The following is a 25891-nucleotide window of genomic DNA, read 5'->3' as shown; positions in this document are numbered from 1 at the left end:
CCCATCTTTTTTTGTCTGAGTATCTCACTCCACCCATAACATTAATACGACCTTTTCGTCGGTCTCCTCTTTTATTACTTCGAGTCCCCTTTTTACACCAGTTTTTCCTTCTGATTACTCTTAAACTAAATCCACTTTCGCTCCAAAACCATATCTGCAATAGGTTTGGAGATTTTTTTCTATTTTTAAATACTCATCTAATTTATCTTTAAATAAACCCATTTCTACGGCATCTTGCTTATCTTTTAAGCTGTATTTAGCCCAAAGGTAAACATACTTTTTTGATTTTAAGATTCTCCTTACTTGGGTACTACTCAGCTCAATTCCTGTCTTCTCTTTTAAATATATGGCAAGTCTAGCTGTTGTCCATCTCCCGAATTCATAGCCATATTTCTCAGGTTCTACTTCAATTGTCTCTAGAAGTAAATCAATGTATTCTTCTGTAGCTTTTCGGTAGTTACCCTTCATCCTATCATCTTTAAAACTATCTAATCGATCCGGATCACCATGAATACTCCAATAAGCTACTTTTCTGAGAGAACATCCAATTAGTTCAGCAGTTTGAGCTTGTGTATTTCCGTTATTTAGTAACAAAAAAATTAAGGCCCTTTGCCGAATGTCTGGATGATCATGCTCTTTTAATACTTGTTGAAGAGTTTCCTTTGTTTCGGAACTTAGAAAATTTTTAGCAGGCATTCACTTTTTCTGAATATCATTATGTTATATTATACCACTATGCGTTTTAAATGCACAACAGCTTATTGATTAACTAACCAGTCGAACAACTCCCAAAAAACACAGGGCTGTTTCATGATTAATAAAATCGCGATTTGACTCTTGTAGTGCCAAGAATGCTTACCCGCCGCAGACGATTTCACAGGCGTTTTAAACATGGGGAAACCACGGGGGATTGCCCCTAGCTAGAATGAAACCGCCCTACCCAAAAACGGCTCTAATTAATAATTCTGCTATAGCAATCCTCGCATCATTGGTGAATTTCTTACTCCCGATCGAGCGGGTTCGGGGAGGGTTGGGGTGGGGTAAAAAAAATACGACTTGCAGGGATTGATATATGTGTTGGATTAGCATAGCCATCACATAAAATAATGATTGTTTTGCTGTTGCTTAACCAGGCTAAAAAACAAAAATAATTTGAAAATTCAGAAGCTTTGTGAACACGGTTTTATATGATTTGCATCTTTAGTTTTTCCTACAATAAACCAGAACACCGTTTTTCTATGTTCATCAGCTTTTGTGAAATCTGTATTTTCTCAACAAAAATGATTTTTCAAACTTGTTTAATTATTAAATTGCCCTAAGCTGTCCCTGATTTCTCTCTTCCTCTTGTACCGCGAGAGCCTCCCAGGGTCAAATCGTTTTCCCCTCTGCCATAACAGGTAATTTATCTGCGGTTGAACTCAGTACCGTTAGGTCTTAGGGAAGACGACCGTAGAATTATACTATACAAAACCCTCGCTTTACCCGTAAAAAATGTTGCCAAAGTTCTTGAGCAAAGTCCAAATTTATACTTGTTGCCTAACAGTCTTGGTGTTGGGTGGCTGCCAGCAGCAGCTACAGGCAACCTTGCAGCAACAGCGCAGCAAACAAGGGATGGCAGTTTCAGCTCACCCTCTGGCGAGCGCTGCGGGGCTGGCCGTGCTGCAACAGGGAGGCAATGCAGTGGATGCGGCGGCGGCTACGGCTTTGGCGATTTCTGTGGTGGAGCCTTTTTCGGCGGGTATCGGCGGCGGGGGTTTTTTGCTCCTGCGGCGGGCCGAAACGGGGACTGTGCAAGCGCTGGATTTCCGGGAACGATCTCCGAAACGGGCGACGCGGGATATGTACCTCGATAAGCAAGGTAAGGTGCGCCCAAGGGCAAGTCGGGACGGGCATTTGGCGGCGGGTATTCCGGGTACTGTTGCTGGACTTTATACGGTGCACCGCGAGTATGGTAAGTTGCCTTGGGCTGCGGTGGTGGCGCCGGCGATCGCCCTGGCGGAAAATGGCTTTCCAGTAAGTTCGCGGTTTACCACGGCTACCGGGCGACGAGAGGATGTGTTCAAAAAAAACCGGGCGGCGCGGGAGGTTTTTACTCGTGGTGGCATTTTATACCAGCCGGGTGAGCTTTTGGTGCAGCGGGATTTGGCGCGGACTTTGCGGCAGATTGCACAAAATCCGCAGAGTTTTTATACCGGGGACATTGCGCGGGCGATCGCCGCCGATATGGCTAAAAACGGCGGCCTTATCACTCTGGAAGATTTGAAAAACTATACGCCGATTTGGCGAAATCCGGTTTGTGGCAACTTTCGCACTTACGAAATTTGCGCGATGTCCCCTCCTTCTTCCGGTGGCGTTCATTTGTTGCAAATCTTAAATATTCTGGGAGATTCGGATCTCAAGAGGCTGGGGAGACAAAGTCCAGATACGTTACATTTACTGGCGGAGAGCATGAGGATTGCTTATGCTGACAGGGCTGAGTATTTGGGCGACCCGGATTTTGTGAGTGTACCGGTCAAAGCTCTGACTAGCAGCAATTATGCCAAATTGAGACGATCGCAAATCCAAATGTCAAAAGCCACACCCTCCAGCGAGGTAAAGGCTGTTAACGCTGAAACTTTGAACCGTCTGCTGTGGGAGTCTCCCGAAACTACCCACCTGACGGTAGTTGACAAAGAGCGCAACGTAGTAAGCTTAACGTTTACAGTGAATGGCGGTTTTGGGGCCGGGGTGGTGGCTGCGGGTACGGGAATTTTGCTCAACAACGAGATGGACGATTTTGCCGCAGCGCCGGGAGTGCCGAATTTGTCGTCTGGTTTGGTGGGCGGGGAGGCAAATTCGATCGCCCCGGGCAAAACTCCTTTATCGAGCATGACGCCGGTCATCGTGACAGAAAATGGCAAATTTCGCCTCGCTGCGGGAGCTCCCGGAGGCAGCACGATTATTACCACGGTGCTGCAAATTGTACTGAACGTATTGGTTTACGACATGAATGTCGGCGATGCTGTATCTGCACCTCGCGTACACCACCAGTGGCAGCCCGATCGCCTGATGGTGGAACAGGGAGGTTTTGAGACTGCGACGCTTTCGGAGTTGCGGCGGCGGGGACACCAGATTGTCGAACGTGACGGCTGGGGCAATGCCAATGCGATCGTCTTGACTGCAGACGGTTGGTTGGAAGGGGCTGCCGATCGGCGCGGGGAAGGAGAAGCAAGGGGGTTTTAGTCATCAGTCAGTCGATTAGAGATTTTAGATTTTAGAGTTCGGCGAGCCGTCGATTCCCGTGAGCGTCGAAAAATTTTAGATTTACTCCAGAGATGAATCTGAGATGTTCAACTAGGGTCAAAAAACTTGATCTCTCTACGACCGAAATCGGGGGCTTGTATGGTTTTTTTGGGCGAGGTCATCTTTCATGAGTCATTAGCTATTAGTCATGAGTCATTAGCTATTAGTCATTAGTCATCTTTCATGAGTCATTAGTCATCTTTCATGAGTCATTAGTCATCTTTCATGAGTCATTAGTCATCTTTCATGAGTCATTAGTCATTTTGGCTCTCGCAAAAGATTTCAAAACCCGGTTTTTTTGTCTCCAGTGCGTAAGTCCTGAAATTATTAGTCTGTGGACGCGTATTTTTGCATCCGTATTTTTGCGCTGAGGTTTATAGGCTGACTAATTGCCAAGAAATACAAAAAAAATAACCACAAAAAGCGTAGATACACTTATGTGTAAAGTTATTGTAAAGGTACTAGACATTGATAGTTATATAATGTAAAAATTAAGTTGTGCATAGGATCAGGTTTGTATCTTCCAGGAAAAATTTATGATAATCACTCACAAAATTGCTGCTTTAACAGCTACATTAACTACTGCTCTGAGTTTGTTGGCAGCGCCAGCAATGGCATTTTCGGTAGGGGCAACTAATAACACGGAGACTTTAAAAAATAATTTATTGGGGACTAATACAGCCGGCTTGAGTAATTTCTCTGTTTCAATTACGGGTAATTCTGCTGCTTTTGGTACTTTCACTAATGACCCCTTCGGTTTGACATCAGGTGTTGTTCTGAGCACTGGTAAAGTCGCCGATATACCGGGTAAGAATCGGAAAGATAACTTCACGAAAAAGGACAGCGATTTAAGCACGGACTTGGGGTTTGAAGGTGAAGAGGGGGATCTGACTCAGCTAAACCTCAGCTTTTTTGCTGATAGGACGGTTGAAAAGTTATTCTTTCAATATGTATTTGGTTCTGAGGAGTTTCCTGAGTTCGGCGGTTCTAAATATAATGACGATTTTGAACTGCTGCTGAACGGCACTAATTTGGCAAAATTGAGCGACGGAAAAACAGTTACGATTAATAATCTTGTTCCAGATCCAAATAATCGCTCTAAAGATCACCCCGACTATATTGACAACCCAAGTTTCACAGGTATTGCTGCTAACATCATTAAGCTGGACGGTTTTACTAAAGTTTTAGGTTTTGAGGGTTTGCTCAAGAAAAATCAGACGAATGTTCTCAGTATCCGCATTAAAGATGTGGGCGATGGGAAGTTAGATTCTGCTGTATTTATTAAAGGCGGTTCTGTGGGGACGGTTCAACCTGAGCCGGTTCCCGAACCGATGACTATTGGGGGTTTGATGGCGGGAGGCGCTATGCTGGCTGCTGGACGAAAGTTGCGCAATCGCCGTGGCGGAAGTAATTAATAACGGAAGGAAGAAGGAAGAAGGAAGAGGGAAGAAGGAAGAAGGAAGAGGGAAAAGGGAAGAAGGAGAAAGAGGGAAGAAGGGAGAAGAAAGAAGGAAAAAACAGAACAGGAACCATTTTGGCGGTTGCTGTAATATGAATCTAGATTAGCCCTGTTGGAGACAGAAACGGGGTTTGATGAACGAAAAGACCTCGCTGCCGTTCTTGAACCGGGTAAAAAAACTAGGTTTGTGCGATCGCGATCGCGTAGTATCATATCAAGTAATTTAAGCATTATGGGTACGCAGCGAGGAATGCAAGTCCTCATACAATTCTGACGACTAATGCCCTCACTACGAACCAATTTTATTGCGGTTGTTCTAGCAGACAATATATAAGTTTTTATCCCAAATTCGCAAAGGGCAGATTTTTTTGTATTTGGAATTGCAGCAAATATTGCGGGTAAAACCCGCGTCTATACCCACTCACTAAAAAGTAAATAATTTAGCTATGAACAGTACCGTCGGGTAAGATTGTACCTGTTAATGTAGTCCGAGTAAGTTTGACCATAACTCGATCGCCGTAACCGATTTTCGCTCCTGTTAAGTCAGCACCGCTCAAGTCAGCACCGCTCAAATCGGCTCCGATTAAGTTGGTTTCTCTCAAGTTGGCATTGATCAAACAAGCTCCTAACAAATTGGCCCTGAACAAGTTTGCTTGGTGCAAATTCGCGCCTGTGAGATTGACGTTGTGTAGAAAAGCATCACTTAAGTCGGCTTCACTCAGGTTTGCATTGCTCAAGTTTCTTCCTGAAAAATCCTTTTCTTTTAAGGAAGCTCCTTTGAAGTTTGAACCGCTCAAATCGGGAGCTTGCGGCCCAGCTTGGCGGTAAGACTGAGAGGACTGAGATGGCGGTGGCTGCGATTGGTAGCGGGACGCCTCTGAATAGGGCCCTGCAGGGTTTCCCCCATAGTTTCCCGCATAATTTCCAGCATATTTTCCTGAAGAGGGTTCAGAAGAGTAGCGGGGTTCTTTTGGGGTGGCCGGTGGTGGCTGGGTGTTTTGGTGCTGGGTGTTTGGATACTGACTATTTCTGTACTGAGTGTTTTGGTACTGAGTGTTTTGGTACTGAGTATTGGGTTGCTGAGTGTTTTGGTACTGAGTGTTTTGGTACTGAGTATTGGGTTGCTGGGTGTTTTGTTGCTGGGTATTTTGTTGCTGGGTATTTTGTTGCTGAGTATTTCTGTACTGAGTATTTTGTTGCTGGGTATTTTGTTGCTGAGTATTTCTGTACTGGGTATTTTGTTGCTGGGTATTTTGTTGCTGAGTGTTTCTATACTGAGTATTTTGTTGCTGGGTGTTTTGTTGCTGAGTGTTTCTATACTGAGTATTTTGTTGCTGGGTGTTTTGTTGCTGAGTGTTTCTGTACTGAGCGTTTTGTTGCTGGGTGTTTTGGTACTGGCTGTGTTTGTGTTGGGTGTTTTGTTGCTGGGTGTTTTTGTGCTGAGTATGTTTGTGCTGAACGTTCTGATTCTGACCTCTTGGTTGAATCGATCGCAATTGTTCGCGAGCTTGATTAATTTCCTTAATCTTTTCTTCAGCTTTCTGTAGTAGTCGGGGATTGTCTTTGGGGATGCGATCGGGGTGCCAAATGAACGCTAAATCCTTGTAGGCTTGGCTAATTTCTTCTCTGGAAGCTCCCGGCAACAGTCCCAGCACTTTATAGTATTGGTCGAGGTCGTTCATTGTACCACCTTTCGCATTAAGAAATTAGGAATTAAAAATTAAGATCGGAGCAAAAGCCGTTCTCAAAGCTTGCTTGTCCGATCGTACATTAGATGAACAATAACTCAGCTAAGCCGCTGCTGGCAAAAATTCTCGAATTCGCTGCAAGTATGTTGCGGCATCCTCCAGCATCGGAAAGTGAGCCGTATTCGGAATTATAACAAATTCTACTTTTTTGCTGAGGGAGGCCGCTTGCTCTCCCATGACGGCGGGGATAATTTGGTCGAATTCTCCGGCCACAAGCAGCGTGGGAACACTCAGCCGCGCAAATTCTTGGGGCATTTCCTCGGCTGCTCTTTTGCTGACGGCCGTCACCATTGTACCTATAGCAGCTTGCTCGTCTGCCATTAAAAAATCCTTGAGAAACGCCAGACTGACCTCTGTAGGCAGGGAACGGCGCAAAAACCGGGCCATAAATAGCCGATCGGCAAAAGGGATCGATGCCAGCCAAGATGGTCTAAATTTTACCACATAGCCACCGAATTTGTGAAAAGTTGTAAAGGCTTTTTCATCGTATTCAAAAATCCCGCTGCAAGTGAGAATTGCTTTTTCTACTTTTTCAGGGTAAAGGTTGAGAAATAAAGTAGCAATTGAAGCACCTGTAGAGTGAGCATTGAGAAAGACGCGGCTTAAATTCAGAGATTCTAATAATTCCGCTAAGTCGTGGGCATAGGTTTCGAGTTCGTAGCTGGACTCAGGAGGCTCTTTCGGCAAGGGCGATCGGCCAAAACCTCTCATATCATAAAGCAAACAATCAAAATCATCAGCAATAGCCCGTGCCGTGCTTTCCCAGTAGCGCGCTGAGCCCGCCCAGCCGTGCAGAAATACCATCACGGGTTTGCCGCTAGGTTGGGCACTGTTATCTGCCGTTATCCACTCGTAATAATGTTCTACACCGCGAATTGAAATGAAAGACATGATATTGATTTGGGATTCTTAGATTTTAGATTTTAGATTTTAACTCATAATTGTTCACTGAATACCAAAATTCCCGACTTCTTAAAGAAGTCAGGAATCTCAAGACTACATCTATCAAAAAATCTGCGTTAATCTGCGTCAATCCGCCCACATCTGCGGTCAAAAATTACCAACATAGGAACCAATCATAAATCTTAAGCCGCAGAAGCAGCCAGCCAAAATAAACCATCTACTAAAAGCGTGCTTAACACCGCGCCGCTAAACGCGCGCCAGTGCAGTTTCGTGCCGCGCAAACTCAGCAAACCTACGGTTAGCAACACAGCGATTAAAACTAAAGCACAGCCTATGCCCCAAGGAGTTTCGATTTGACCGATCGCACTTTGAAAAATCGGCATAGCTAATTCCGGTTCCGCGTGCATAACTTGCCGCCAGTAGGGCATCAACCCTGTTAAGTAAAAATATAAATCGGTAATGGCAGTGCCAAATAGTGAACCCAAGTAAAAATAGCTGCCAACTTTTCCCCAAGATTTGCCCAAGCACCAAATAGCAAAAGGCAAGCCAATTGATTCTATAGGTAGATGTAAAATTGGTTCCCATCTAAACCAGCCCCAATAGATAGAACCTGCGAGCCAACATCCGGCAAATCCTAATAATAAATCTCCCCAAAGTTGTGTTTTTGGCCGGAAAATTAGAATTAAACTCAGAACGAACCAGGGGATAGTTGACAGCAAACTGATGGTTGGATATAAACGCACTAAGGGTGCTTGCACGAAGACTGGAATTGAGACTAAAAATGCTGAGGCGCTAAATATTAACCACTGTTTGAGGCTGTTTGTTGCGCCTGAAGAGACAGAATTGTCGAGGCGGGCGATGGTGGCAATAGGTGCGATCGCTGAGGATACTAAATTTAGATTAAACAACTGATTGGACTCCGTATTGTTTCAATAGGTGGACTAAAAATTTTGCTGCGGTTGTGGGTGCGACAGTCTCAATTCCGGCGGCGGTGTGGCTGACGTGCCAGCCTTTTGCCGTTTGGGGAGCTCGCCATAAATCCAAATGTTCGATCGGCGGATCTGCATAAAAGCTCTCTCCACCGCTGCCGATAATTGCCGAACTCCAGTGCGTAAATCGATCGTGGCTGATTCGGTGGATGGGAAAATTGCCCGCCAGGGGTACTCCCCAACCGTCTAAGGCAAAAAAAGCCCCGACTTTGCCGCCGAGTTGCTGCCACATCCAAGCCGCCCCGATCGCCCCGGCTACTCCTGCCGAAAAGCTGACAAATACTAGACTTTCTCCTGCTAACTCTTCCATGCACAAAAAATGCAATATGTCAATAGCTGAAAAAGGCGGATATTTATGAGCGGGAAAAATCTTGACACGATCGACTATTTGCTGGTTTTGGCGATCGGCAGCCAGTCCCCAAAGCCCCGAAAGTCCCGTCAGGAAACAGTCGGTTAGCTTTGGTTCGTGGACTCCGGGGCAAATTACCAGTCTCATAGTTCGTCAAGAAAGTTAATATACTTCGCAACATAACTTTATCATATAGCTACTATATCATATACTACCCCAGGGGATAGGGTGTTAAACTTATAATAGAGTCAAGTTTGAAGAGTATCCCCCTATGTTAAAAGCTGGGAACGCTCCAAACCGCATTAATCTGAGGCAAGGTCAGGGAGTCTTAAGAAAACATAAAACTTATCCCCCCCGACCCCATTCCCTGTCAAGCTTAGCAAAGCCTGATTCTAGTTTTAAGCAGTTCTGTATTTAGATTTAACTTTTTTGGCGGCGTCGAAGCCGACCCCACAAAAGCTTAAAGAAACAGGATTGTGAAAATTAGAGGCCTGCCAGCTTAGCTGCCCTACAAATTTCGGGTCAGGGTCAAAAAACCCACTTAGGACTGATGCTCATCAATCCGGTTTCTAGGATAAATAAGAGGTTTGACCGGGAAGTATGGGCGCAGAAACCGGGAATCAGCCCCGCGCACGTCAGTCGTGCGATCGCAAACAATGAAAAATCTCCCATTCACCCTTCATCCTGCCTGGATCTCTTAGAATAAATAAAATTGAGGAATACAAAGTGGTTGCTTCTCCAGAAAAAATCGAGTCTAAAACATCTGCAGCACCCGCAAGTAACGATCGGGTTGCTGTATTGCTGATGGGTTACGGCGAAGTCGAAAGCTACGACGATTTTGCCAACTACAACGAACAAGCTTTAAATTTGCTTACGGCAAAGTTTGCGCCAGTACCGCTTTGGATTTATCCGCCGCTGGCGAAGATTTTAGCAATCTTTGACTTGCACGAGTGGAGTCACCAACACGGTCAATTCGTTTCGCCGCACAATGCAATTTTTGAACAGCAGCGCGCTGGGATTGAAAAGAATTTACAGGAGAAATGGGGCGATAAAGTAAAAGTGTTCAAAGCTTTTAACTTTTGCGCGCCGTTTTTGCCGGAACAAGTAATCCCTCAAATTCAAGCAGAAGGATTTGACAAAATTCTGATTTATCCGCTGTTGGTAGTTGATTCTGTTTTCACCAGCGGCATTGCAGTCGAACAGGTGAATAAAGCTTTAGCACAAACCTTTGATGGTAAGGAACATTGGGTAAAAGGACAGCGCTACATTCCTTCTTTTTACGATGAACCTGCTTACATCCAGCTAATGGCGGATTTGGTTGAAGAGGAAATTAAGAACGATTTAGCTGTAGCGCATTTGCCTTCTCAGATTGGAATTGTGCTGATGAATCACGGTTGTCCGCACAAGGCGAAGGGCTTTACTTCGGGTATTGTGGAAAGTCAAGCTTTGTACGATCGCGTGCGCGAACGTTTGATGTATCGCTATCCTTTGATTTCGGTGGGTTGGCTGAATCACGACACACCGCTGATTGAATGGACGCAGCCGGATGCGACGTTGGCTGCGAAGAATTTGATCGATTTGGGTGCAACTGCGATCGTCTTTATGCCGATCGGGTTTGCGACAGAAAATCACGAAACTTTGTTAGATGTAGACCACATTATTGAGTCTTTGCAGAAACAGCGTCAAGGAATTACTTACCGCAAATTGCCTTGCGTTAACGACCATCCAGAGTTTCTGAAAATGGCGGCCGAGTGGGCAAATCCGCAGATTGAAGCGTTGTTGAGTGAGACTGCGGTTGCTGTTAATCCGAGTTTGGCGGCAGCGCACCGCGAACACGCGCATTCTCATGAAGGGCACGGTCATTCTCATGGCGGGCACGGTCATTCTCATGGTGATCACGGGCATTCTCATGGCGGGCACGGGCATTCTCACGAAGGACACGGGCATTCTCATGGCGGGCACGGGCACAGTCATTAATTAATTGAGTTAAAAAGTCGATCGCCCCTTGCTTTTTTTAGAGAAGGGGCGATTTCCTTTATTAATTTATGTTACTGTAAAACTTAACAATGGCAGCCACAATCTTGTTGGGGTTAGAGAAAAATGGGAAGCAGTCTTACTGACCTAGTAATAAATCGCTGGCAATCTCTACCGAGTAACTACTCAGAAGCCGATCTGGCAATGAACTTAATGCCCTTGATCTGGGATGCTATAGGTCTTAACTTCAATCAGATAACAACTGGAAATTTAGGTGCTGGAACAGGCTTAAAACCCGATTATTTAATATATAATGAATTAGACAAGCCACCTCGAATAGTTGTTGAAATTAAAAAGCGTACTAACTTATTTCATGCCGCTCCAGAGGACGGATTTTCCGATTTTTGCCAGCCGCAGCAGCTTTATAAACAGGCGGTAGGCTATCCCGGCAGTAATAAAAATAATGGAATTAAGCAGTACCTCGACAATACAAAAGTGCCGCTTGAGTATCTGGCTGCTTACGGATGGGTATTTAATGGTGACTTCTTTCAAATTTGGCGACGAGTTGACGGGCTGATTTTCCCTTTAACTCCTGTGATTAAAGTGACAGCAGCAAATTTTCCTAAGCTTTTGCGTCAATTAGAGTATTGTTTGACTCCTCAGCGGGCTTTGGTAACAGCCATTTGGAATCAGAAAGGAGGCGTAGGAAAGACAACTAACACCATCAATCTAGGTGCAGCACTCGCTACAGAAGGCAAGAAAGTTTTGCTGATTGACTTAGACCCGCAAACTGATTTAACCAGAGGGCTGAAAGCCAAGATTATAGTTAAGAACTACTTGAAGGAGTGCAGTGATAAAATTCAATTTAAAGAGGACAAAATCGCCAAGGATATTTTGAGCAGTGCCATCCAAGTCCGCAATTTCCCTACCACTGACAGCCAGCCTTTTTCCTTGTCAGTTCTGCCGGGAGAGGCGGACGACTTAAAAGGTTTTCGAGATCACCCTAACTTGCCAGACTCGCTCAAAAGGTTATGCATCAAGACAATTATTAAGCTGCTGAGTGACGAATACGACTACATATTCATTGATGCTTCCCCTACACCAGATGTCTTGTCAGCGGGGATGCTAGCTTCTTGCGATACTATTTTAATCCCTGTGGATTATGACAAAAAATCACTGCATCATGCAGCAGGAGTTGACAGGTTAATTCCTAAATTGAGAAATTTGAGTGTTCAGAATGGGAAATTGCCTATTGCTCCCTGGAACCTTGGTCTAGTGTTCAGCAATTGTCCGGCTGAAAAGGGCACCATTCTCCAGACTCACATCGACAATACAATCAAACAACTAAACTTTACTGGAAAGCCATACAAGACGGAGTTAAAAATTTATGCTCAGACTAAAGTTGCAGAATTTTCACAAGCACCAGTAATTTGCTGGCACAAATCCCCCATTACTAAACTATACAAAAGCCTTGCCCAAGAGGTATTTCTCGAACACAACTTTATCGATAATTAGCAGGTAATTATGGCAATTTTTCAAGAAGAAGAATTCTCAACTGACATTCCACTGGGACAAGTTTTACAATTACCATGTAAGTTTATTCAGGGTAAGTCAAATGTAGCTTTCAAACAAATCGAAGCCATAGCAGAGAAGTTGAGTAAAACTGAAAAAAACATTTTGCCTGTTGTAGTTAAGCTATTAGATCAAGACAACTACCAATCAGTTTTCAATACTCAGATATTAGATGGAGCCCGTTTAGCTAAAAAGGATTTCGTCTGGTGCATCATTGTTGATGAGCCAATGCTGGCACAGGTACAAATAGAAGCTGGGCTGGTTATTACTTCGCCAATAGCAGTAACTAATATCCTTGTCGCTTCCGAGCAAGAAATACAGGAAGCACTAGAGCGCGTCAAAACTCAACAGCCTAGTTTTGACAAGGTTAATTCCTTGAAAACTGCCAAGGCTATCATGGAATACAGGAAGACCAAGAAGCCTAAAAATCTCAACTTTTTGACTACTTTAAAATGTGGAATCGGGAAAGCAAAAATTTCCGTAATATCAGATTTTTTAACCGTTAATTAATACCAATTTTCCATGAAACAGAATGGCGATAGCGCTTTTCCTGAAATCACCTATGTGCGTGGCGCTAGTGGCGAACTCGTACCCGTTTTGCGCGGCACTCGCTTGCAGGTGCAAACAATAGTATTTGCAGCCCAGAAATGGGGTTTTTCGCCAAACCAAATTGCCACTGAGTATGATTTAAGTGAAGCTCAAGTGAACGATGTTTTCGCTTTTTATGCGGCCCACTCTCAGGAAATAGATGCCTCTATTGCCACTGAGCAAATTATCGAAGCTGTTAATGTGTAAACCGCTATTGCATCTGGATATCGATTATGACCATCAAAGAACAACTTCTCCAAACAATTGAAACACTGCCTGATGACTTGCTAGCACAAACGCTGCAATTCGTCCAAACCCTTCAACATCCCATTCACAAAACTCCAGGAATTTGTGGCGGTGCAGCGCGAATTCGCGATACCCGCATTCCCGTCTGGACGATTATCGCCTACCAACAACAGGGCGCAACTGAAGCCGAACTTCTCTATAATTATCCAGGACTCACCCTTCAAGATTTGCAAGCGGTTGCGAACTATTACGAACACAACCGAGAAGAAATCGAGCTGTGGCTTGCTGAAAATGAATAACTGCCAATGCTAAAGTTTTACTCAAAGGAAAACTTCGCTATGGCGATCGCCCCAACCAACTTATCAATCTCCGCCTCAGTTGTAAAATAGTGAACACAAGCCCGCACACAATCAGGATTAAGAATAGTCCTTACCATAATTCCCTGTTTTTCCAACAAATCGACCAGCTTTTTGTGCGGCATCCCGTTAGTTAATCGAAACGAAACCAAACCAGCTTCCGGCGCAGATTTCCGCAAACATTCCACATCGGGAAGTTCCGACAAACGCTCCCAGAGATACTTACTCAAACGGCAAATTTCTGGATACCTTTCCTCGATCGTACCCCATTCATGTTGCAGGGCGATCGCACTCCGCAAACCCGCATACAAAGGATAAGCCGAAGTCGCAATTTCATAGCGCTGCGATCCAGACTTCCACCCAAGCACCTTAGCATTAGCATCCGTCACAATTCCCCGCCAACCGATAAACACCGGATGCAAATCTGCCAAAGCTTCCGCACTCACATAAAGTCCGCCCAAACCTTCCGGGCCGCACCACCATTTGTGACCAGTAAAAGCATAAAAGTCAACCCCTGATTCAATCAAATTTAAAGGCAAAACCCCCACAGATTGAGCCGCATCAACTAATACTTTGACTTTTGTTTGATGACATACTTTCACAATCTCAGCCAGAGGCAAAACTTGGCCAGTATTCCACAAAATGTGACTGATAACCAACAAGCGAGTATTTGGCCGCAAACTATCAGCAATCACGGCCACCGGATCACCTTCATTCAAAGTAGCCACCAACGGACAAATCGAAACCTCAATCTTGAAACGGCGCTGAAGTTCCATTACACTAGCTACAATGCCGGGGTGTTCGCAGTCAGAAATCAGCAAATGGTCGCCTGCTTTCCAGTCAATGCCCCACAGCGCAATATTGCAGCCGACGGTGACATCTTCAGTTAGGGCAATGGTTTCAGGAGGTACGGTCAACTCAGATGCGATCGCACGTCGCGTCAGCATCGCCTCCTGAATCACCCAAGCCCCCACCTCCCCCGAAAACGGCCCCCCAAGCTGCACCCGTTTGTAAGCCTCATAAATCGCCTCTAAAGCAGGCTCAGGCAGCGGCCCTTGTCCGCCGTAGTTAAAATAAGCTTTATTGGCCAAAGCTGGGAATTGTTGCCGGTGATTGTCCTTTGTCATTTTTTTGGGGAATTATTGATAGCGTTAATATTGAATAACTAATGCTGTGAATTTTATACCTTTTGCCTGATACTCTATGCCTTGCGAATACTAAATGTTAATAACTGACAAACTGCTACTTTCCTATCAGCGATGCCATCTCCGAGCTTTTTTAGACACTTGTGGAGACTGGAAACAACTAGACCCCCCCAGCGACTTTTTGCTGAAACTGATGCGAGACAGCGCCACATACCAGCAGCAAGCTTTGGAACACGAGACTTACCAACAACCATATTATCCTAGAGGGGATTGGGAAGCTGGCGCGGCCGCTACATTGAGTTTAATGCAGCAAGGGGTCGATCGCATTTACCGAGGAGTTCTGATCCAGGGCGAATTCGGCCAAACCAACGGCGCAACAACTTCTCTGGTAGGAATTGACAGTCAATATTTCCCAGAATTTGGCGAAATCCCCGAAACTCCCGTTCATCTTTCCTCCTCCAATCTTCCCTCTTCAAACATTACCCTAATCAGCCACCCCCACTTATTAATCAAACAGCCTGGAAAATCAAAATTTGGCAATTGGAGTTATATTACTGCGGATATTTGGCTTAGTAAGCGACCAAAACAAGAGTATCAAATTATCGCAGCTTTTCACGCCCAAGTTTTAGCTTCCGTACAGGAAACAATGCCCGATACTGCGTGGCTGATGCTGCGAAAAAAAGGGCTGTACTCGGTGAATCTCGGCCAGCGAACTCCTCAGATGTTCGAGATTTTAGATGATTGCATTCAGATGATAGAAAATCGGGATAAACCAGAGGTGTTCATTTCCCGGCAAAAGTGCAATCTTTGCGGTTGGTATACTATCTGTCACGCCGACGCCGAATCTATTAAACATCTTTCGTTATTGCCGGGAGTTACTGCCAGCCGCTATGCTAGACTAAAAACTCTCGAAATTACTGATGTAGAAGCTCTCGCTAATGCTAGTTCCGCACTGCTTGCTGAGTATCCCGAATTCCCCGACAGAGTTGCTTTTGATGTGGTGCAGCAAGCTAGATCTCACTTGCTAAATCAACCGCTGTTGCGGGAAGAAGGAAGAAGGAAGAAGGAAGAAGGAAGTTCGGCAACGGATTCTGTAACGGATGTAGCGGATGTAACGGATGTCAGTCCGATGTCCGTCGGAAGAGGGAAGAAGGAAGAAGGAAGGCACGACTCGGATTTTGACGCGGATACAGGGATTGACGATCGAGAAGAACGTAGAAGTGAGAATTCAGAAGAACTTAACTCATCTGAAATAGTACCAGATATTGTAGACAATATCTTGAATGACATCGCAGTTGAGGAAGTAAAAATTAGAGAAAATAAACCTGCGACATCTTCTATACCTGCGCCAATTCTCCGCAAGAAACCAATTCCCTATTCCCAATCTGTCTTTTTGCCGATCGCCCCAATCGAACTCTACTTTGATATTGAAGCAGAACCCGAGTTAAACTTGGATTACCTCCACGGAGTCTTAGTTGTTGACAGGTACAACAATACGGAAAAATTCCACGGTTTTTTAGCAGAATCAGCAGCAGAGGAAGGTGCAATTTGGGAGCAATTTTTAGAATTAATGTGGGCTTATCCCATTGCTCCGATTTTCCATTTTTGCGACTACGAAGTCAAGACTTTTAAGCGACTGGCTAAACTTTACAATACTCCAGCTTATTTGTGGAAACCCGTGCTGAAACGGTTTGTAGATATTCACAAACAAGTGACGCAAAAGGCGATTATGCCGGTGGAAAGTTACGCACTCAAACCAATTGCCCGCTGGCTGGGTTTTGACTGGCGAGATGCTAAGGCTAATGGTGCTCAGTGCGTCTGCTGGTACGACGATTGGCTCAAAACTGGCGATCGATCGCTCTTGGAGGCGATCGTCCGCTACAATGAGGACGACTGTCGTGCTACTTATGTAGTTAAAGATTGGTTGACCAATTTTTTGCTAAATCATGAGCCGTGATTTTCAGATTTAACGAACAGCGAAGACGCGAATGGCGTGAAGGAAGAAAGGAAACAATAAGATAGGTAATCATGTATTGATTGGTAAAATGCGAAAGCTAGCAAAAGCAACTATATTTATTGTCTGTTTTTTGATGGCAGCAACTGTTGCTATTTGGGTAAACCAGTCAGCCAAATCTTTCGCCGTTACCAAAATAGATTTTATCGGCAGAGCAATATTTCCTACAGGTTCTCCTTTTCAGGGTACGGAAATTGGCGGACTTTCGGGCATTACTTATGATGCCGACAAACAAGTTTATTATGCCATTTCTGATGACCGCAGCAGCAAGGCTCCGGCGCGCTTCTATACTCTCAAAATCAACTTGCAATCTGGTAAACTGGAAAAAGAAAAAATTACTTTTACTGGTGTCACTACTTTATTAGATGAAAACGGCAAAGGTTTTCCTGAATTAAGTTTAGATCCGGAAGGGATAGTTTTTACTGGCAATAGCGTGTTTGTTTCTTCTGAGGGAGATGTTGATCGCAACATCAATCCTTTCATCAAAGAGTTCTCTCTCGATGGTAAACTCCTGAAAACGCTGGCAATTCCTGAACTATTTTTGCCCGACGACAAAGGTAGTAAAGGCATCCGCAACAACCTATCATTTGAAAGTTTGACTTTAACGCCCGATCGCAAATATCTATTCACGGCTACCGAAAACGCTATAGTTCAAGATGGCGCTGTACCTTCCCTGGAAACCGGGAGCCCGTGCCGGATTTTGCGCTACGATGCGGTGAGCGCCAATCCAGAAGCCTCGTTTCTCTACATCACCGAACCGCTACCCGCTGGTGCAAATCCTGTGGGAAAATTAACTAGCAACGGTTTAGTGGATTTGGTGGCGATCGACTATAACCGTTTGCTGAGTTTAGAGCGTGCTTTCTCCCTGGAAACCGGAGTTACTGTTAAACTATTTGAGATTTCCTTGGAAAAGAGCGATCGTATTGAAGCACTCGAAAGCCTCCAAAGCCGTCTCAGCGAGGTTTCTCCCGCTCAAAAACGCCTGCTGCTGGATTTGGAAACCCTGAAAATTCCCCTAGATAACATTGAGGGCTTGACATTAGGCCCGGTGTTAGGCGATGGTAGCAGAGATCTGATTTTGGTGAGCGACAACAACTTCAGTCCCCTGCAAGAGACTCAATTTTTGGGCTTCCAAATAAAAGTTCAAAAAACCTCTTGACAAAAGGTGAAGTTATAGGCATAATAGAAATTGTGCCTGAAAAAACGGCAAAACGAGGGACAGTAGTTCAATTGGTTAGAGCACCGCCCTGTCACGGCGGAAGTTGCGGGTTCGAGCCCCGTCTGTCCCGTTCTCTCGTAAATAGAAAGTTTAAACCTTTCATAAATCTCTTTCTAAATTGAGTTCGTTTGTAGTCAGGACTTTATTGCTTCTGCGGATAAAAAAGGACTAAAGTCCTGACTGCGAATCTTATGATATTTACATAGCTAGACATGATTAAGGAGCGGGAAAACATGACCGTTACGAACATTAAGCCCTCACCGGAAGAAACTACACAACGGGTAGTATTATCTAATATCAGTTGGCAGACTTACGAAAGCTTATTAGCAGAAGCAGGAGACAAGAGATCCTCGCGATTTTCATATTCTCAAGGAGTCTTAGAAATTCTCATGCCATCCGACTTGCATGAAACTATTAACTGTTTGCTCAAACGGATTGTTACAGCTTTAACTGAGGAGTTGGACTTGAAGATTAAGGGATTTGGTTCGACGACTCTCAACCGTGAAGATTTAGAACAAGGTGCAGAACCAGATTCATGTTTTTATATCCAAAATGTCGATCGCATTCTAGGAAGAAGGCTTGACATCTCAACCGATCCTCCCCCAGACTTGGTAATTGAAGTTGATATTACCAGTCCTTCTTCTAATCGATTTGTAGTTTACACACAGCTAGAAATCCCTGAAGTTTGGCGGTATCGGGCACAAACTGTACAAATTTATCAGTTGCAAAATCGGGAATATATTACTTGCGATCGCAGTCCGACATTTCCCATCCTTTCTGTAGCAGTGCTCAATCAATTCTTGCAGATGGCAGAAACTCAAGATGACAATGCCATAATTCGGTCTTTGCGTCAATGGGCGAACGAGCAGTTGCGATCGCCCGAAAATGAGCAATAATATTTAACTTAATTTAACTAATTCCTTTCTCCCACCGACGATCGACTCCCAGCAGCGCTCAAAGGTGCGAGGAAAGAAAGGGTCGGGCGATCTGATATGTCAAAACCAGGAAGATGGGGACGAGAATCGGAATAGCCACTAACAATCCCCATTTGCCAAAGCTAATTTTTTGACCGTCCGATTTGAAGAGGACAATCACAGCGACAATTCCCATCATTACCCAGAGGCCGCCGAAGCCAATGAAAACTGTATAGCCTGCATCTTGCATTTTCTTTCCCGCTTTTGATAGTAGTCTATCTTTAATGTTAGTTGCAGTCTGTTTCTGCTGACATCTTCTGATAGGTCGATCGAATTTCCCAAATATTACTCATTTCGAGTTGGGTTGGCAGCGGCCCTGACTTTCGCACTCGATCCGCTGAGTTCGATCGCTCATAATTGTTGCTAAATCCGGCCTTCCCGTCAACATCAGCCGCCTGTCTGCCCAAATTCCGTACAGCCAATTGGCGATCGCCCCGATCACTGGTAACTTAGTCACAGCATAAACCCATCCCATACCTAAAATCTCGTAGGTGCGGCGAAAAACCTCTACATTTTTCACCGTCGTACCGTCGGGTAATATCGCGTGAATCCGACCCATCGCCGTTTCGTAGTCGATTCCGCCGTGGGCTTCCGGGTTGTAGCTATCATCCGCGATATCCACAAACGACACTAAACCTCGCCCCGCGTCGCGTTTTTTCAAGAAATTAACCTCCCGTACGCACAGAGGACATTCACCGTCGTACAGTAACTCAATCTGCCAAGCAGGCGCAACAGACTCGGGTGAGGGCGCAACAGATTCGGAAAACTCAGTTTTAGCAGCAGACATAGGGAAATATATTTTAATGTCATCGATCGCACACAAACATTTTACAAGCATCCATAGTTATCAGGTGCGGCTTCGGTACTCCTAAAGCAGTTATTTGTGGTGTGAAAAATAGTCCCAAAGGTCAATCCAGTCTTGGCCACCCGCAAGCTATTATCATCAAGATGCCCTTTCTTGCCTTGCCGGAGACTTTCGCCCGATCGCTCGTTAGCTCCGCGATCCGAAGGAAAGCCCTCGAAGACGATCGCCTATGATCAAACAATTCGAGGCAAAGCACCTGCCAAGCACAACTGTTAATTCGGCAACAAAATATAATAAAATTTAAAGTCTTAAACATCAGCTCTTCCCCCAACCAGCAAATCGCCCAATCTAAAAGCAAAAATCTACATGAATGTCAGAGTCCGTCTAGCCCCCAGTCCCACCGGAAACCTACACATCGGTACCGCCAGAACCGCCGTATTCAACTGGCTGTTTGCCCGCAACCAAGGCGGCCAATTCATCCTGCGGGTAGAAGACACAGACGTAGAACGTTCTAAAAGCGAATACACCGATAACATCCTCGAAGGCCTCACCTGGCTGGGTATGAACTGGGACGAAGGCCCGAGTTTTCAGTCCCAACGTCTGGAAATATACCGCCAAGCAGTCCAAACCCTTCTCGACAATGGACTCGCCTACCGCTGCTACACCACGTCGGAAGAACTCGACCAAATGCGGGAAGAACAAAAAGCCAACAAACAAGCCCCCCGCTACGACAACCGGCACCGCAACTTGACAAGCAAAGAGCGCGCAGCTTTTGAAGGCGAAGGGCGACAAGCTGTGATTCGGTTTATCATCGACGACGATCGCACGATTTCTTGGAACGACATGGTACGCGACACCGTAACCTGGAAAGGTAGCGACCTCGGCGGCGATATGGTGATTGCCCGGGCATCCAGCGGCGGCGTCATCGGCCAACCACTCTACAACCTCGCCGTAGTTGTCGATGACATAGACATGGGCATCACCCACGTCATCCGCGGCGAAGATCACATCGGCAATACTCCGAAACAAATATTGCTCTACGAAGCTTTGGGCGCGACAATCCCAGAATTTGCCCACACGCCACTGATTTTAAACTCCCAAGGACAAAAGCTTTCTAAACGCGACGGCGTAACCTCGATTTCTGACTTCAAAGATATGGGCTACCTGCCCGAAGCTTTAGTTAATTACATGACTTTGCTCGGTTGGACTCCGCCGGATTCAACGCAGGAAATATTTACACTGTCGGAAGCAGCAGAATTATTTACATTTTATCGAGTCAACAAAGCCGGTGCAAAATTTGATTGGGATAAACTCAATTGGCTGAACAGTCAATATCTGCACAAAATGCCAGTGCCGCAATTGACAGATTTGCTGATACCTTATTGGTGGCAGAAAGGCGGTTATGAGTTTGACTTGGAGGCAGACCGCCCCTGGCTCGAACAAATAGCTGCTTTAATCGGCCCGAGTCTCGTTCGCTTAACCGATGCTGTGGATATGTGTAAGGTTTTCTTCTCCACCACCGTGGAATACGAAGAAGAAGCACTCGCACAATTGCAGCAAACAGGGGCTGCACAGGCTTTACAAGCAGTTGTAGAAGCGATGGAAAGTCATTCGTCCCTGACATCAGCGGAAGCTCAGAAAATCACTAAAAAGCTCAGTAAAGAGAAAAATCTTAACAAAGGGCTAATTATGCGATCGCTCAGAGCCGCTCTGACAGGTGCAATGCACGGCCCCGACCTGATAGAATCTTGGGTAATCCTTCACCAGCGAGGAACGGCTAAAACCCGTTTGCTTGATGCCATTAGCAACTTGAATTTGCCTGGTGTTGGTGTCGCGGACGAAACTCCTACCCCAGAACAACCACACGCAGAAACAGTCGCCGAAAGTTCTGCTACAGAACAGTCAGCAGTGGAGGTTTCAAAAGTCGAAACACCGACTATTGAAACAGTCGAAACCCCGGTTGTTGAACCATCAGCAGCAGAGGTTTCAGAAGTGGAAAAACTTGCGATCGAAACAGTCGAAACGCCGACTGTCGAACAAGCAGTGGAAGTTACAGCAGTCGAAATACCGACTACAGAAACAGGCGAAGTGTCGGCTCTTGAACCAACCGACGGGGAGGTTGCAGCAGTCGAAATACCGGCTCTTGAAACAGTCGCAGCAGCAGTTGAAATACCTGCCGCCAACCAGCAAAAAACTATTGCGAGTGGAGAAATGACTTCATCAAACGAACCAGAAACAACCGTTATCATCACCGAAATTCCTGCCGGAAATGAAGCAGACAGTTCCAGCAATACCACAAAAGTCATAATTACCGACGAACCGCCAAGTCAGACCCAGCAGATCAAAGAACAAATTATCGCAATTTTGTCTGAGTTTCCCGCTTACATCGGCAGCTTTTACGAACAGTACAAAAGTCCCCTGACTGTTGTCGGTGTAATTTTAGCCTCGATTGTCTCTTTGAAAGTGCTTTTGGGCGTAATAGACGAACTCAACGACATCCCCCTGCTAGCACCCACATTCGAGCTAATTGGTATTGGATACGCCGGGTGGTTTATCTACCGCTATTTGCTGCGATCGTCCAACCGGCAACAATTAGCTCAAGAAATTCAAGCATTGAAAGAACAAGTTTTCGGCAAAAAGTCCTAAACTTTTGCTGGTAATTTGTTGAATTTGTTCCCGACACTGATAACTTTAAATAAGTTGTTGGTGTCGGTTTTTTTTGTAGGAATGGGCGATTGAAATCGCTGAGTTTACGGGAAAACAAACGAAGTCTGCCTACGCGACCTAATGGTTAATGGCTAATTCTTTGGCCGAGTGCGCCACCAGACGATCGCAGCAGATCCAAGGGCGATCGCACAACTAAAAACAAAGGAAAATACAAACGGATACCACAGGATTAAGGGTGCGGGGACGTGGTTTTGTCGCAGCGTCTCGAAGAGTTTGTCTGTGCCGCTTGATGCTGCAATTCCTCCGGCTGCTAAACCGACACCGATCGCCTGTATTGTGCTTTATAGGCGATCGTCTCGGTTTTTCTCTGCTAATTCGCTCTTGCGGAGTTCTATTTGATTGGCGCGATCGCTCCGGGCTTGTTCTATTTCTACTCTCCCTCGGATGAGGCGATCGCTTGTTCGATTAAGCCTGTGCCGTGTCGGAAATATCCTAAGTCGCCTGCTATTTGCGATCGCATATATGGAGCAGTTTTTCTACTGAAGTGATTTAATATAGATAGTTCTTCCTCATCGCTTTCAACTTTAGCATAGATTTGATATAAGTTCTTAACATAATTGTTAAGATTTATCGCAATTGTATTGCTGTAATCTTCTAATTTTGTCAGCCCTTGAGTGTAAGTCAATGCTGTTTTCAGTAGCTTTTTCAACTCGTCCTTAAATTCCTGTAAATTGTCGGTAGTCAAAGTGCTGTCTAGTTCATCTATTCGCTGCTGCAACCAATTAACATTATCCTCCACTTGTCGGTAAAAATCAAACAGTATGCGGTGAATTTGCCTGCTGTTGTGAAAGGCTTTAATAATTTTAGTGCGGTAGTGGCGTTGCATAATGGAGCTATGAAATCAGGGGAGAAACGATGCAGTGTTCAGAATGTGGCTCGACTAATATCAGTAAAAATGAGAAACAGAAAGGTAAACACTCATCACCTCTGCAAGGAGTGCAGACGGCATTTCTTTGATACCTATTCTCCGCCTGCAGGATACTCGGATGAGTTTAAGCGTGAGTGCCTCAGAATGTACGTCAATGGCTTAGGGTTTCGAGGGATTGAACGGGTCAAAGGGGTTCATCATACGACCGTGATTATTTGGGTCAAGCAAGTGGGTGAATTACTTCCTGATGCCTATGCTCTTGAAGTCGGTGAACTCTATGAACTGGAAACTTTTGTGAAGTCAAAAAAAACAAAATCTGGCTGTGGACGGCGTTTGACCACTTTAAGCCAGGGATCTTAGGCTGAGTTTTAGGCGATCGTGCGTGCTGAGATCTTCAAGCCTTTGTGGACAGTTGTGGCAACCTGGCAGTGCTACTTCTATGTCACCGATGGGTGGTCTGTTTATCCGGGTTTTATCCCTGAAGGCGACCAGATTGTGAGTAAAACTTACATGACCCGAGTGCAAGGGGGAAAACACTCGCTTACGCCATTATCTGGCTCGATTACATCGGAAGACATTGTGTTATTCCAAATCAGTAGAAATGTTGGCGCATTCAATTCGATTGTTACTTCACTACCTCAAGTTCCCAGAGGTGCCCATTCCTCAGCCCATCATAAACTGATTCAGCAACGCGGTAATAAATCTGAAACCCGTTACCTGTAAACAGTCAAAGTAAATCGGGATGACAGGATTTGAACCTGCGACCCCCTCGTCCCGAACGAGGTGCGCTACCAAGCTGCGCTACATCCCGAAATTAGTCACTATATTTTTACCCTATCATACTCAAGTCAAAATTGAGCAAGCTCGTATATAATTATTTTATAATTATTTGTAAAATACTACTCAGGCGGAGACAGACGTGACAGTTAAGCCCCAGTGGTTGCGAGTTAAAGCCCCCCAGTGGGAGCGCGTCGGCAACGTCAAAGAAATTTTGCGGGATTTATCCCTAAATACGGTTTGCGAGGAGGCGTCGTGTCCGAACATCGGCGAATGCTTCAACGCAGGTACTGCGACATTTTTGATTATGGGCCCGGCTTGTACCCGCGCCTGTCCTTACTGCGACATCGATTTTGAGAAAAAGCCCCAACCTTTAGATCCCACAGAACCCCAAAGATTGGCGCAAGCGGTGCAGCGGCTCAAACTCAACCACGTCGTGATTACCTCTGTCAACCGGGACGATTTGCCGGATGGGGGGGCGTCTCAATTTGTCGAGTGCATTCAAGCAGTGCGATCGACGATGCCCGATACAACTATAGAAGTTTTGATTCCCGACTTGTGCGGCAACTGGCAAGCTTTAGAAATCATTCTCGCAGCCCGGCCAGAGGTACTCAACCACAATACCGAAACCGTAAAGCGACTTTACCGGAAGGTGCGGCCGCAAGGAAAGTACGATCGCACCTTGGAACTATTGCAGCGAAGCCGCGAACTCGCACCTGGGGTTTACACCAAATCCGGCATCATGGTGGGACTGGGAGAAACAGACGCCGAAATTCGCGAGGCAATGCAAGACTTGCGGGCTGTCGGCTGCGATATTTTAACAGTTGGACAGTACCTGCAACCGACTCAAAAGCACTTGAACGTAGAAAACTTTGTGCCTCCAGAACAGTTTGATGCTTGGAGAAAGTTTGGCGAATCTTTGGGATTCTTGCAGGTTGTCGCTTCTCCCTTAACTCGCAGTTCCTATCACGCCGAACAGGTAAGAGAACTGATGAAACTTTACCCACGCTAGCAATTTTAATTTGAGTTGACTCGCGCCCGTTAGCGAAGCCCTCGAAGAGGATCGCACCATTCTCACTAAAACCCGATCAACCGGGTAACAGCGAGGAAAAACTTGCGCTTGATATGCAGACCCAGGGCAAAAAACCCGGTTTCAGATGCTGGTGTTCGGGGCGTGATGTTAAGCGGGAAGCAGTAGCCAACAGCCATTGGTGACAAGTTAAGACTTAATTGCATTTGTCAATCAGTAATACTACTCAAAAAAACTGCTTTTTTAGGAGTGGAAAATTTACGATTTGAGAGGGAGTAGGTATAAACATCATGGGAGGCATGATTCCTTGATCGCCCACATCTCAGTTTTATGCCCAAAATCCGAGTAAATGTTGAGCCTAGTTGCTGATTGGCAAATGCTTTCTTAGCTTAACTTGTTACCAATGGCCAACAGCAAAAAAAATATCAGCCGATCGCCGCCTCAAAGTCGCGACTTAGGCAAAAGAGATCCCGAAACCGGGTTTCTTGCTCAAACTTCTAGGTTTTAATCCAGAAATTTGAGGAAGAAACCCGGTTTTTGCGTCAGTCAATAACTCGGTACTGCGGACTATAGCAACTCTGAAGCTCATATGCTGTAATGGATTAAACTTCTGCGCTCGCAACAGCGTATTTAATCAAGAGCGCCGAGTTATATAAAGTTTTATTAAAAAAATGGCTAATTTTCCGAAGTGATCGGGAACCAGGTTATCGGTGATGAAGATTAACTTAACTTCTGACTAACGTCACTTGTTTCTAGCTAGTCACTATCTATACTAGCTACATAAACAAAGAAGTACAACACACTTTTCGGGCCTTCAACCTGTTACATCAGAAAGTTCTTAGCGTTTTCCAGAATCTTGGTAAAAC

General features: G+C 45.3%; 24 protein-coding genes, 2 tRNA genes and 3 pseudogenes. 18 read left to right on the top strand and 11 right to left on the bottom strand.

Annotated elements, in window-relative coordinates; genetic code table 11:
* On the bottom strand, positions 1-160 hold a 160-nt coding region (locus QUB37_RS10930; RefSeq protein WP_333161780.1), incomplete at its 3' end, for a transposase.
* Positions 121-696, bottom strand: a complete 576-nt coding sequence (locus QUB37_RS10925; RefSeq protein ID WP_333161768.1) for a winged helix-turn-helix domain-containing protein — start codon at positions 694-696, stop codon at positions 121-123. The genes QUB37_RS10930 and QUB37_RS10925, both read right to left, overlap by 40 nt.
* A gap of 795 nt (positions 697-1491) precedes the next feature.
* On the opposite strand from QUB37_RS10925, the gene ggt reads away from it, so the two are divergent.
* The 3 genes from ggt (at position 1492) to QUB37_RS10910 (ending at position 4848) form a co-directional block, all read left to right on the top strand.
* Positions 1492-3222, top strand: coding sequence for a gamma-glutamyltransferase (gene ggt / locus QUB37_RS10920; protein WP_333161766.1), 1731 nt, complete (start codon positions 1492-1494; stop codon positions 3220-3222).
* Positions 3223-3818: 596 nt separating this feature from the next.
* On the top strand, positions 3819-4697 hold the full coding sequence (locus QUB37_RS10915) for a choice-of-anchor L family PEP-CTERM protein (RefSeq protein ID WP_333161764.1): 879 nt from the start codon (positions 3819-3821) through the stop codon (positions 4695-4697).
* Positions 4681-4848, top strand: coding sequence for a hypothetical protein (locus QUB37_RS10910; RefSeq protein WP_333161763.1), 168 nt, complete (start codon positions 4681-4683; stop codon positions 4846-4848). Before QUB37_RS10915 ends, QUB37_RS10910 begins: the two co-directional genes overlap by 17 nt.
* A gap of 333 nt (positions 4849-5181) precedes the next feature.
* On the opposite strand, the gene QUB37_RS10905 is transcribed toward QUB37_RS10910, so the two are convergent.
* From QUB37_RS10905 to QUB37_RS10890, 4 genes are all read right to left on the bottom strand, one after another.
* Positions 5182-6423 (bottom strand): pentapeptide repeat-containing protein, encoded by a 1242-nt coding sequence (locus QUB37_RS10905; protein ID WP_333161761.1) that lies wholly within the window; start codon positions 6421-6423, stop codon positions 5182-5184.
* 108 nt (positions 6424-6531) lie between these two features.
* The gene (locus tag QUB37_RS10900) at positions 6532-7380 is read right to left on the bottom strand and encodes an alpha/beta hydrolase (protein WP_333161759.1); all 849 of its coding nucleotides are present in this window, start codon (positions 7378-7380) and stop codon (positions 6532-6534) included.
* 194 nt (positions 7381-7574) lie between these two features.
* The gene (locus QUB37_RS10895) at positions 7575-8300 is read right to left on the bottom strand and encodes a DUF3120 domain-containing protein (RefSeq protein WP_333161756.1); all 726 of its coding nucleotides are present in this window, start codon (positions 8298-8300) and stop codon (positions 7575-7577) included.
* Positions 8293-8877, bottom strand: a complete 585-nt coding sequence (locus QUB37_RS10890) for a hypothetical protein (RefSeq protein ID WP_333161754.1) — start codon at positions 8875-8877, stop codon at positions 8293-8295. The genes QUB37_RS10895 and QUB37_RS10890 overlap by 8 nt, the downstream gene beginning before the upstream one ends.
* 579 nt (positions 8878-9456) lie before the next feature.
* Here QUB37_RS10890 and QUB37_RS10885 point away from each other — a divergent pair.
* The 5 genes from QUB37_RS10885 (at position 9457) to QUB37_RS10865 (ending at position 13409) form a co-directional block, all read left to right on the top strand.
* Complete coding sequence (locus tag QUB37_RS10885) at positions 9457-10707, top strand: ferrochelatase (protein WP_333161753.1); 1251 nt, start codon at positions 9457-9459, stop codon at positions 10705-10707.
* Between the two features lie 123 nt (positions 10708-10830).
* Complete coding sequence (locus QUB37_RS10880) at positions 10831-12219, top strand: ParA family protein (RefSeq protein WP_333161751.1); 1389 nt, start codon at positions 10831-10833, stop codon at positions 12217-12219.
* A 9-nt stretch (positions 12220-12228) separates the two neighbouring features.
* Positions 12229-12786: a hypothetical protein gene (locus tag QUB37_RS10875; protein ID WP_333161749.1), complete on the top strand. Its 558-nt coding sequence runs from the start codon at positions 12229-12231 to the stop codon at positions 12784-12786.
* Positions 12787-12798: 12 nt separating this feature from the next.
* Entirely contained in the window at positions 12799-13071 is a 273-nt protein-coding gene (locus QUB37_RS10870) for a DUF433 domain-containing protein (RefSeq protein WP_333161747.1), read from the top strand.
* A gap of 26 nt (positions 13072-13097) precedes the next feature.
* Positions 13098-13409 carry a DUF433 domain-containing protein gene (locus QUB37_RS10865; RefSeq protein WP_333161745.1) on the top strand — a complete coding sequence of 104 codons (312 nt, stop codon included), beginning with the start codon at positions 13098-13100 and terminating at the stop codon, positions 13407-13409.
* A gap of 17 nt (positions 13410-13426) precedes the next feature.
* On the opposite strand, the gene QUB37_RS10860 is transcribed toward QUB37_RS10865, so the two are convergent.
* The gene (locus QUB37_RS10860) at positions 13427-14593 is read right to left on the bottom strand and encodes an aminotransferase class V-fold PLP-dependent enzyme (RefSeq protein WP_333161743.1); all 1167 of its coding nucleotides are present in this window, start codon (positions 14591-14593) and stop codon (positions 13427-13429) included.
* Positions 14594-14687: 94 nt separating this feature from the next.
* Here QUB37_RS10860 and QUB37_RS10855 point away from each other — a divergent pair, with 94 nt between their 5' ends.
* The 4 genes from QUB37_RS10855 (at position 14688) to QUB37_RS10840 (ending at position 18740) form a co-directional block, all read left to right on the top strand.
* Positions 14688-16568, top strand: a complete 1881-nt coding sequence (locus QUB37_RS10855) for a TM0106 family RecB-like putative nuclease (protein ID WP_333161741.1) — start codon at positions 14688-14690, stop codon at positions 16566-16568.
* Positions 16569-16656: 88 nt separating this feature from the next.
* Complete coding sequence (locus tag QUB37_RS10850; protein WP_333161739.1) at positions 16657-17784, top strand: esterase-like activity of phytase family protein; 1128 nt, start codon at positions 16657-16659, stop codon at positions 17782-17784.
* 56 nt (positions 17785-17840) lie between these two features.
* Positions 17841-17914, top strand: a tRNA-Asp gene (locus QUB37_RS10845).
* Between the two features lie 163 nt (positions 17915-18077).
* Positions 18078-18740 carry a Uma2 family endonuclease gene (locus QUB37_RS10840; RefSeq protein ID WP_333161737.1) on the top strand — a complete coding sequence of 221 codons (663 nt, stop codon included), beginning with the start codon at positions 18078-18080 and terminating at the stop codon, positions 18738-18740.
* A gap of 58 nt (positions 18741-18798) precedes the next feature.
* Here QUB37_RS10840 and QUB37_RS10835 read toward each other — a convergent pair whose 3' ends face one another.
* Positions 18799-19008 carry a hypothetical protein gene (locus tag QUB37_RS10835; RefSeq protein ID WP_333161735.1) on the bottom strand — a complete coding sequence of 70 codons (210 nt, stop codon included), beginning with the start codon at positions 19006-19008 and terminating at the stop codon, positions 18799-18801.
* 99 nt (positions 19009-19107) lie between these two features.
* A complete protein-coding gene (locus QUB37_RS10830; RefSeq protein WP_333161733.1) occupies positions 19108-19605 on the bottom strand; it encodes a DUF393 domain-containing protein in 498 nt (165 codons plus the stop codon).
* Between the two features lie 101 nt (positions 19606-19706).
* Here QUB37_RS10830 and QUB37_RS10825 point away from each other — a divergent pair, with 101 nt between their 5' ends.
* The 4 genes and pseudogenes from QUB37_RS10825 (at position 19707) to QUB37_RS10810 (ending at position 22689) form a co-directional block, all read left to right on the top strand.
* Positions 19707-19856 carry a hypothetical protein gene (locus tag QUB37_RS10825; RefSeq protein ID WP_333161731.1) on the top strand — a complete coding sequence of 50 codons (150 nt, stop codon included), beginning with the start codon at positions 19707-19709 and terminating at the stop codon, positions 19854-19856.
* A gap of 133 nt (positions 19857-19989) precedes the next feature.
* A pseudogene (gene gltX, locus QUB37_RS10820) lies at positions 19990-21432 on the top strand (glutamate--tRNA ligase); the annotation flags it as partial.
* 402 nt (positions 21433-21834) lie between these two features.
* On the top strand, positions 21835-22269 hold the full coding sequence (locus tag QUB37_RS10815; protein ID WP_333161778.1) for a CAAD domain-containing protein: 435 nt from the start codon (positions 21835-21837) through the stop codon (positions 22267-22269).
* Positions 22270-22437: 168 nt separating this feature from the next.
* The gene (locus tag QUB37_RS10810; protein ID WP_333161729.1) at positions 22438-22689 is read left to right on the top strand and encodes a hypothetical protein; all 252 of its coding nucleotides are present in this window, start codon (positions 22438-22440) and stop codon (positions 22687-22689) included.
* A gap of 31 nt (positions 22690-22720) precedes the next feature.
* Here the strand turns inward: QUB37_RS10810 and QUB37_RS10805 are convergent, their stop codons facing one another.
* On the bottom strand, positions 22721-23176 hold the full coding sequence (locus tag QUB37_RS10805) for a hypothetical protein (protein ID WP_333161727.1): 456 nt from the start codon (positions 23174-23176) through the stop codon (positions 22721-22723).
* Between the two features lie 29 nt (positions 23177-23205).
* On the opposite strand from QUB37_RS10805, the pseudogene QUB37_RS10800 reads away from it, so the two are divergent.
* A pseudogene (locus QUB37_RS10800) lies at positions 23206-23900 on the top strand (IS1 family transposase).
* Between the two features lie 55 nt (positions 23901-23955).
* Here QUB37_RS10800 and QUB37_RS10795 read toward each other — a convergent pair.
* Positions 23956-24029: transfer RNA gene (locus QUB37_RS10795), tRNA-Pro, on the bottom strand.
* 102 nt (positions 24030-24131) lie between these two features.
* Between QUB37_RS10795 and lipA the strand changes: the two are divergent.
* Positions 24132-25007: pseudogene (gene lipA, locus QUB37_RS10790) on the top strand (lipoyl synthase); the annotation flags it as partial.
* Between the last annotated feature and the right edge of the window lie 884 nt (positions 25008-25891).

The sequence above is a fragment of the Microcoleus sp. AT3-A2 genome, from assembly GCF_036705685.1.
Lineage (GTDB): Bacteria > Cyanobacteriota > Cyanobacteriia > Cyanobacteriales > Microcoleaceae > Microcoleus.
The sequence above is the reverse complement of the archived record's forward strand: the minus strand, read 5'-3'. Positions and strand labels throughout refer to the sequence as shown.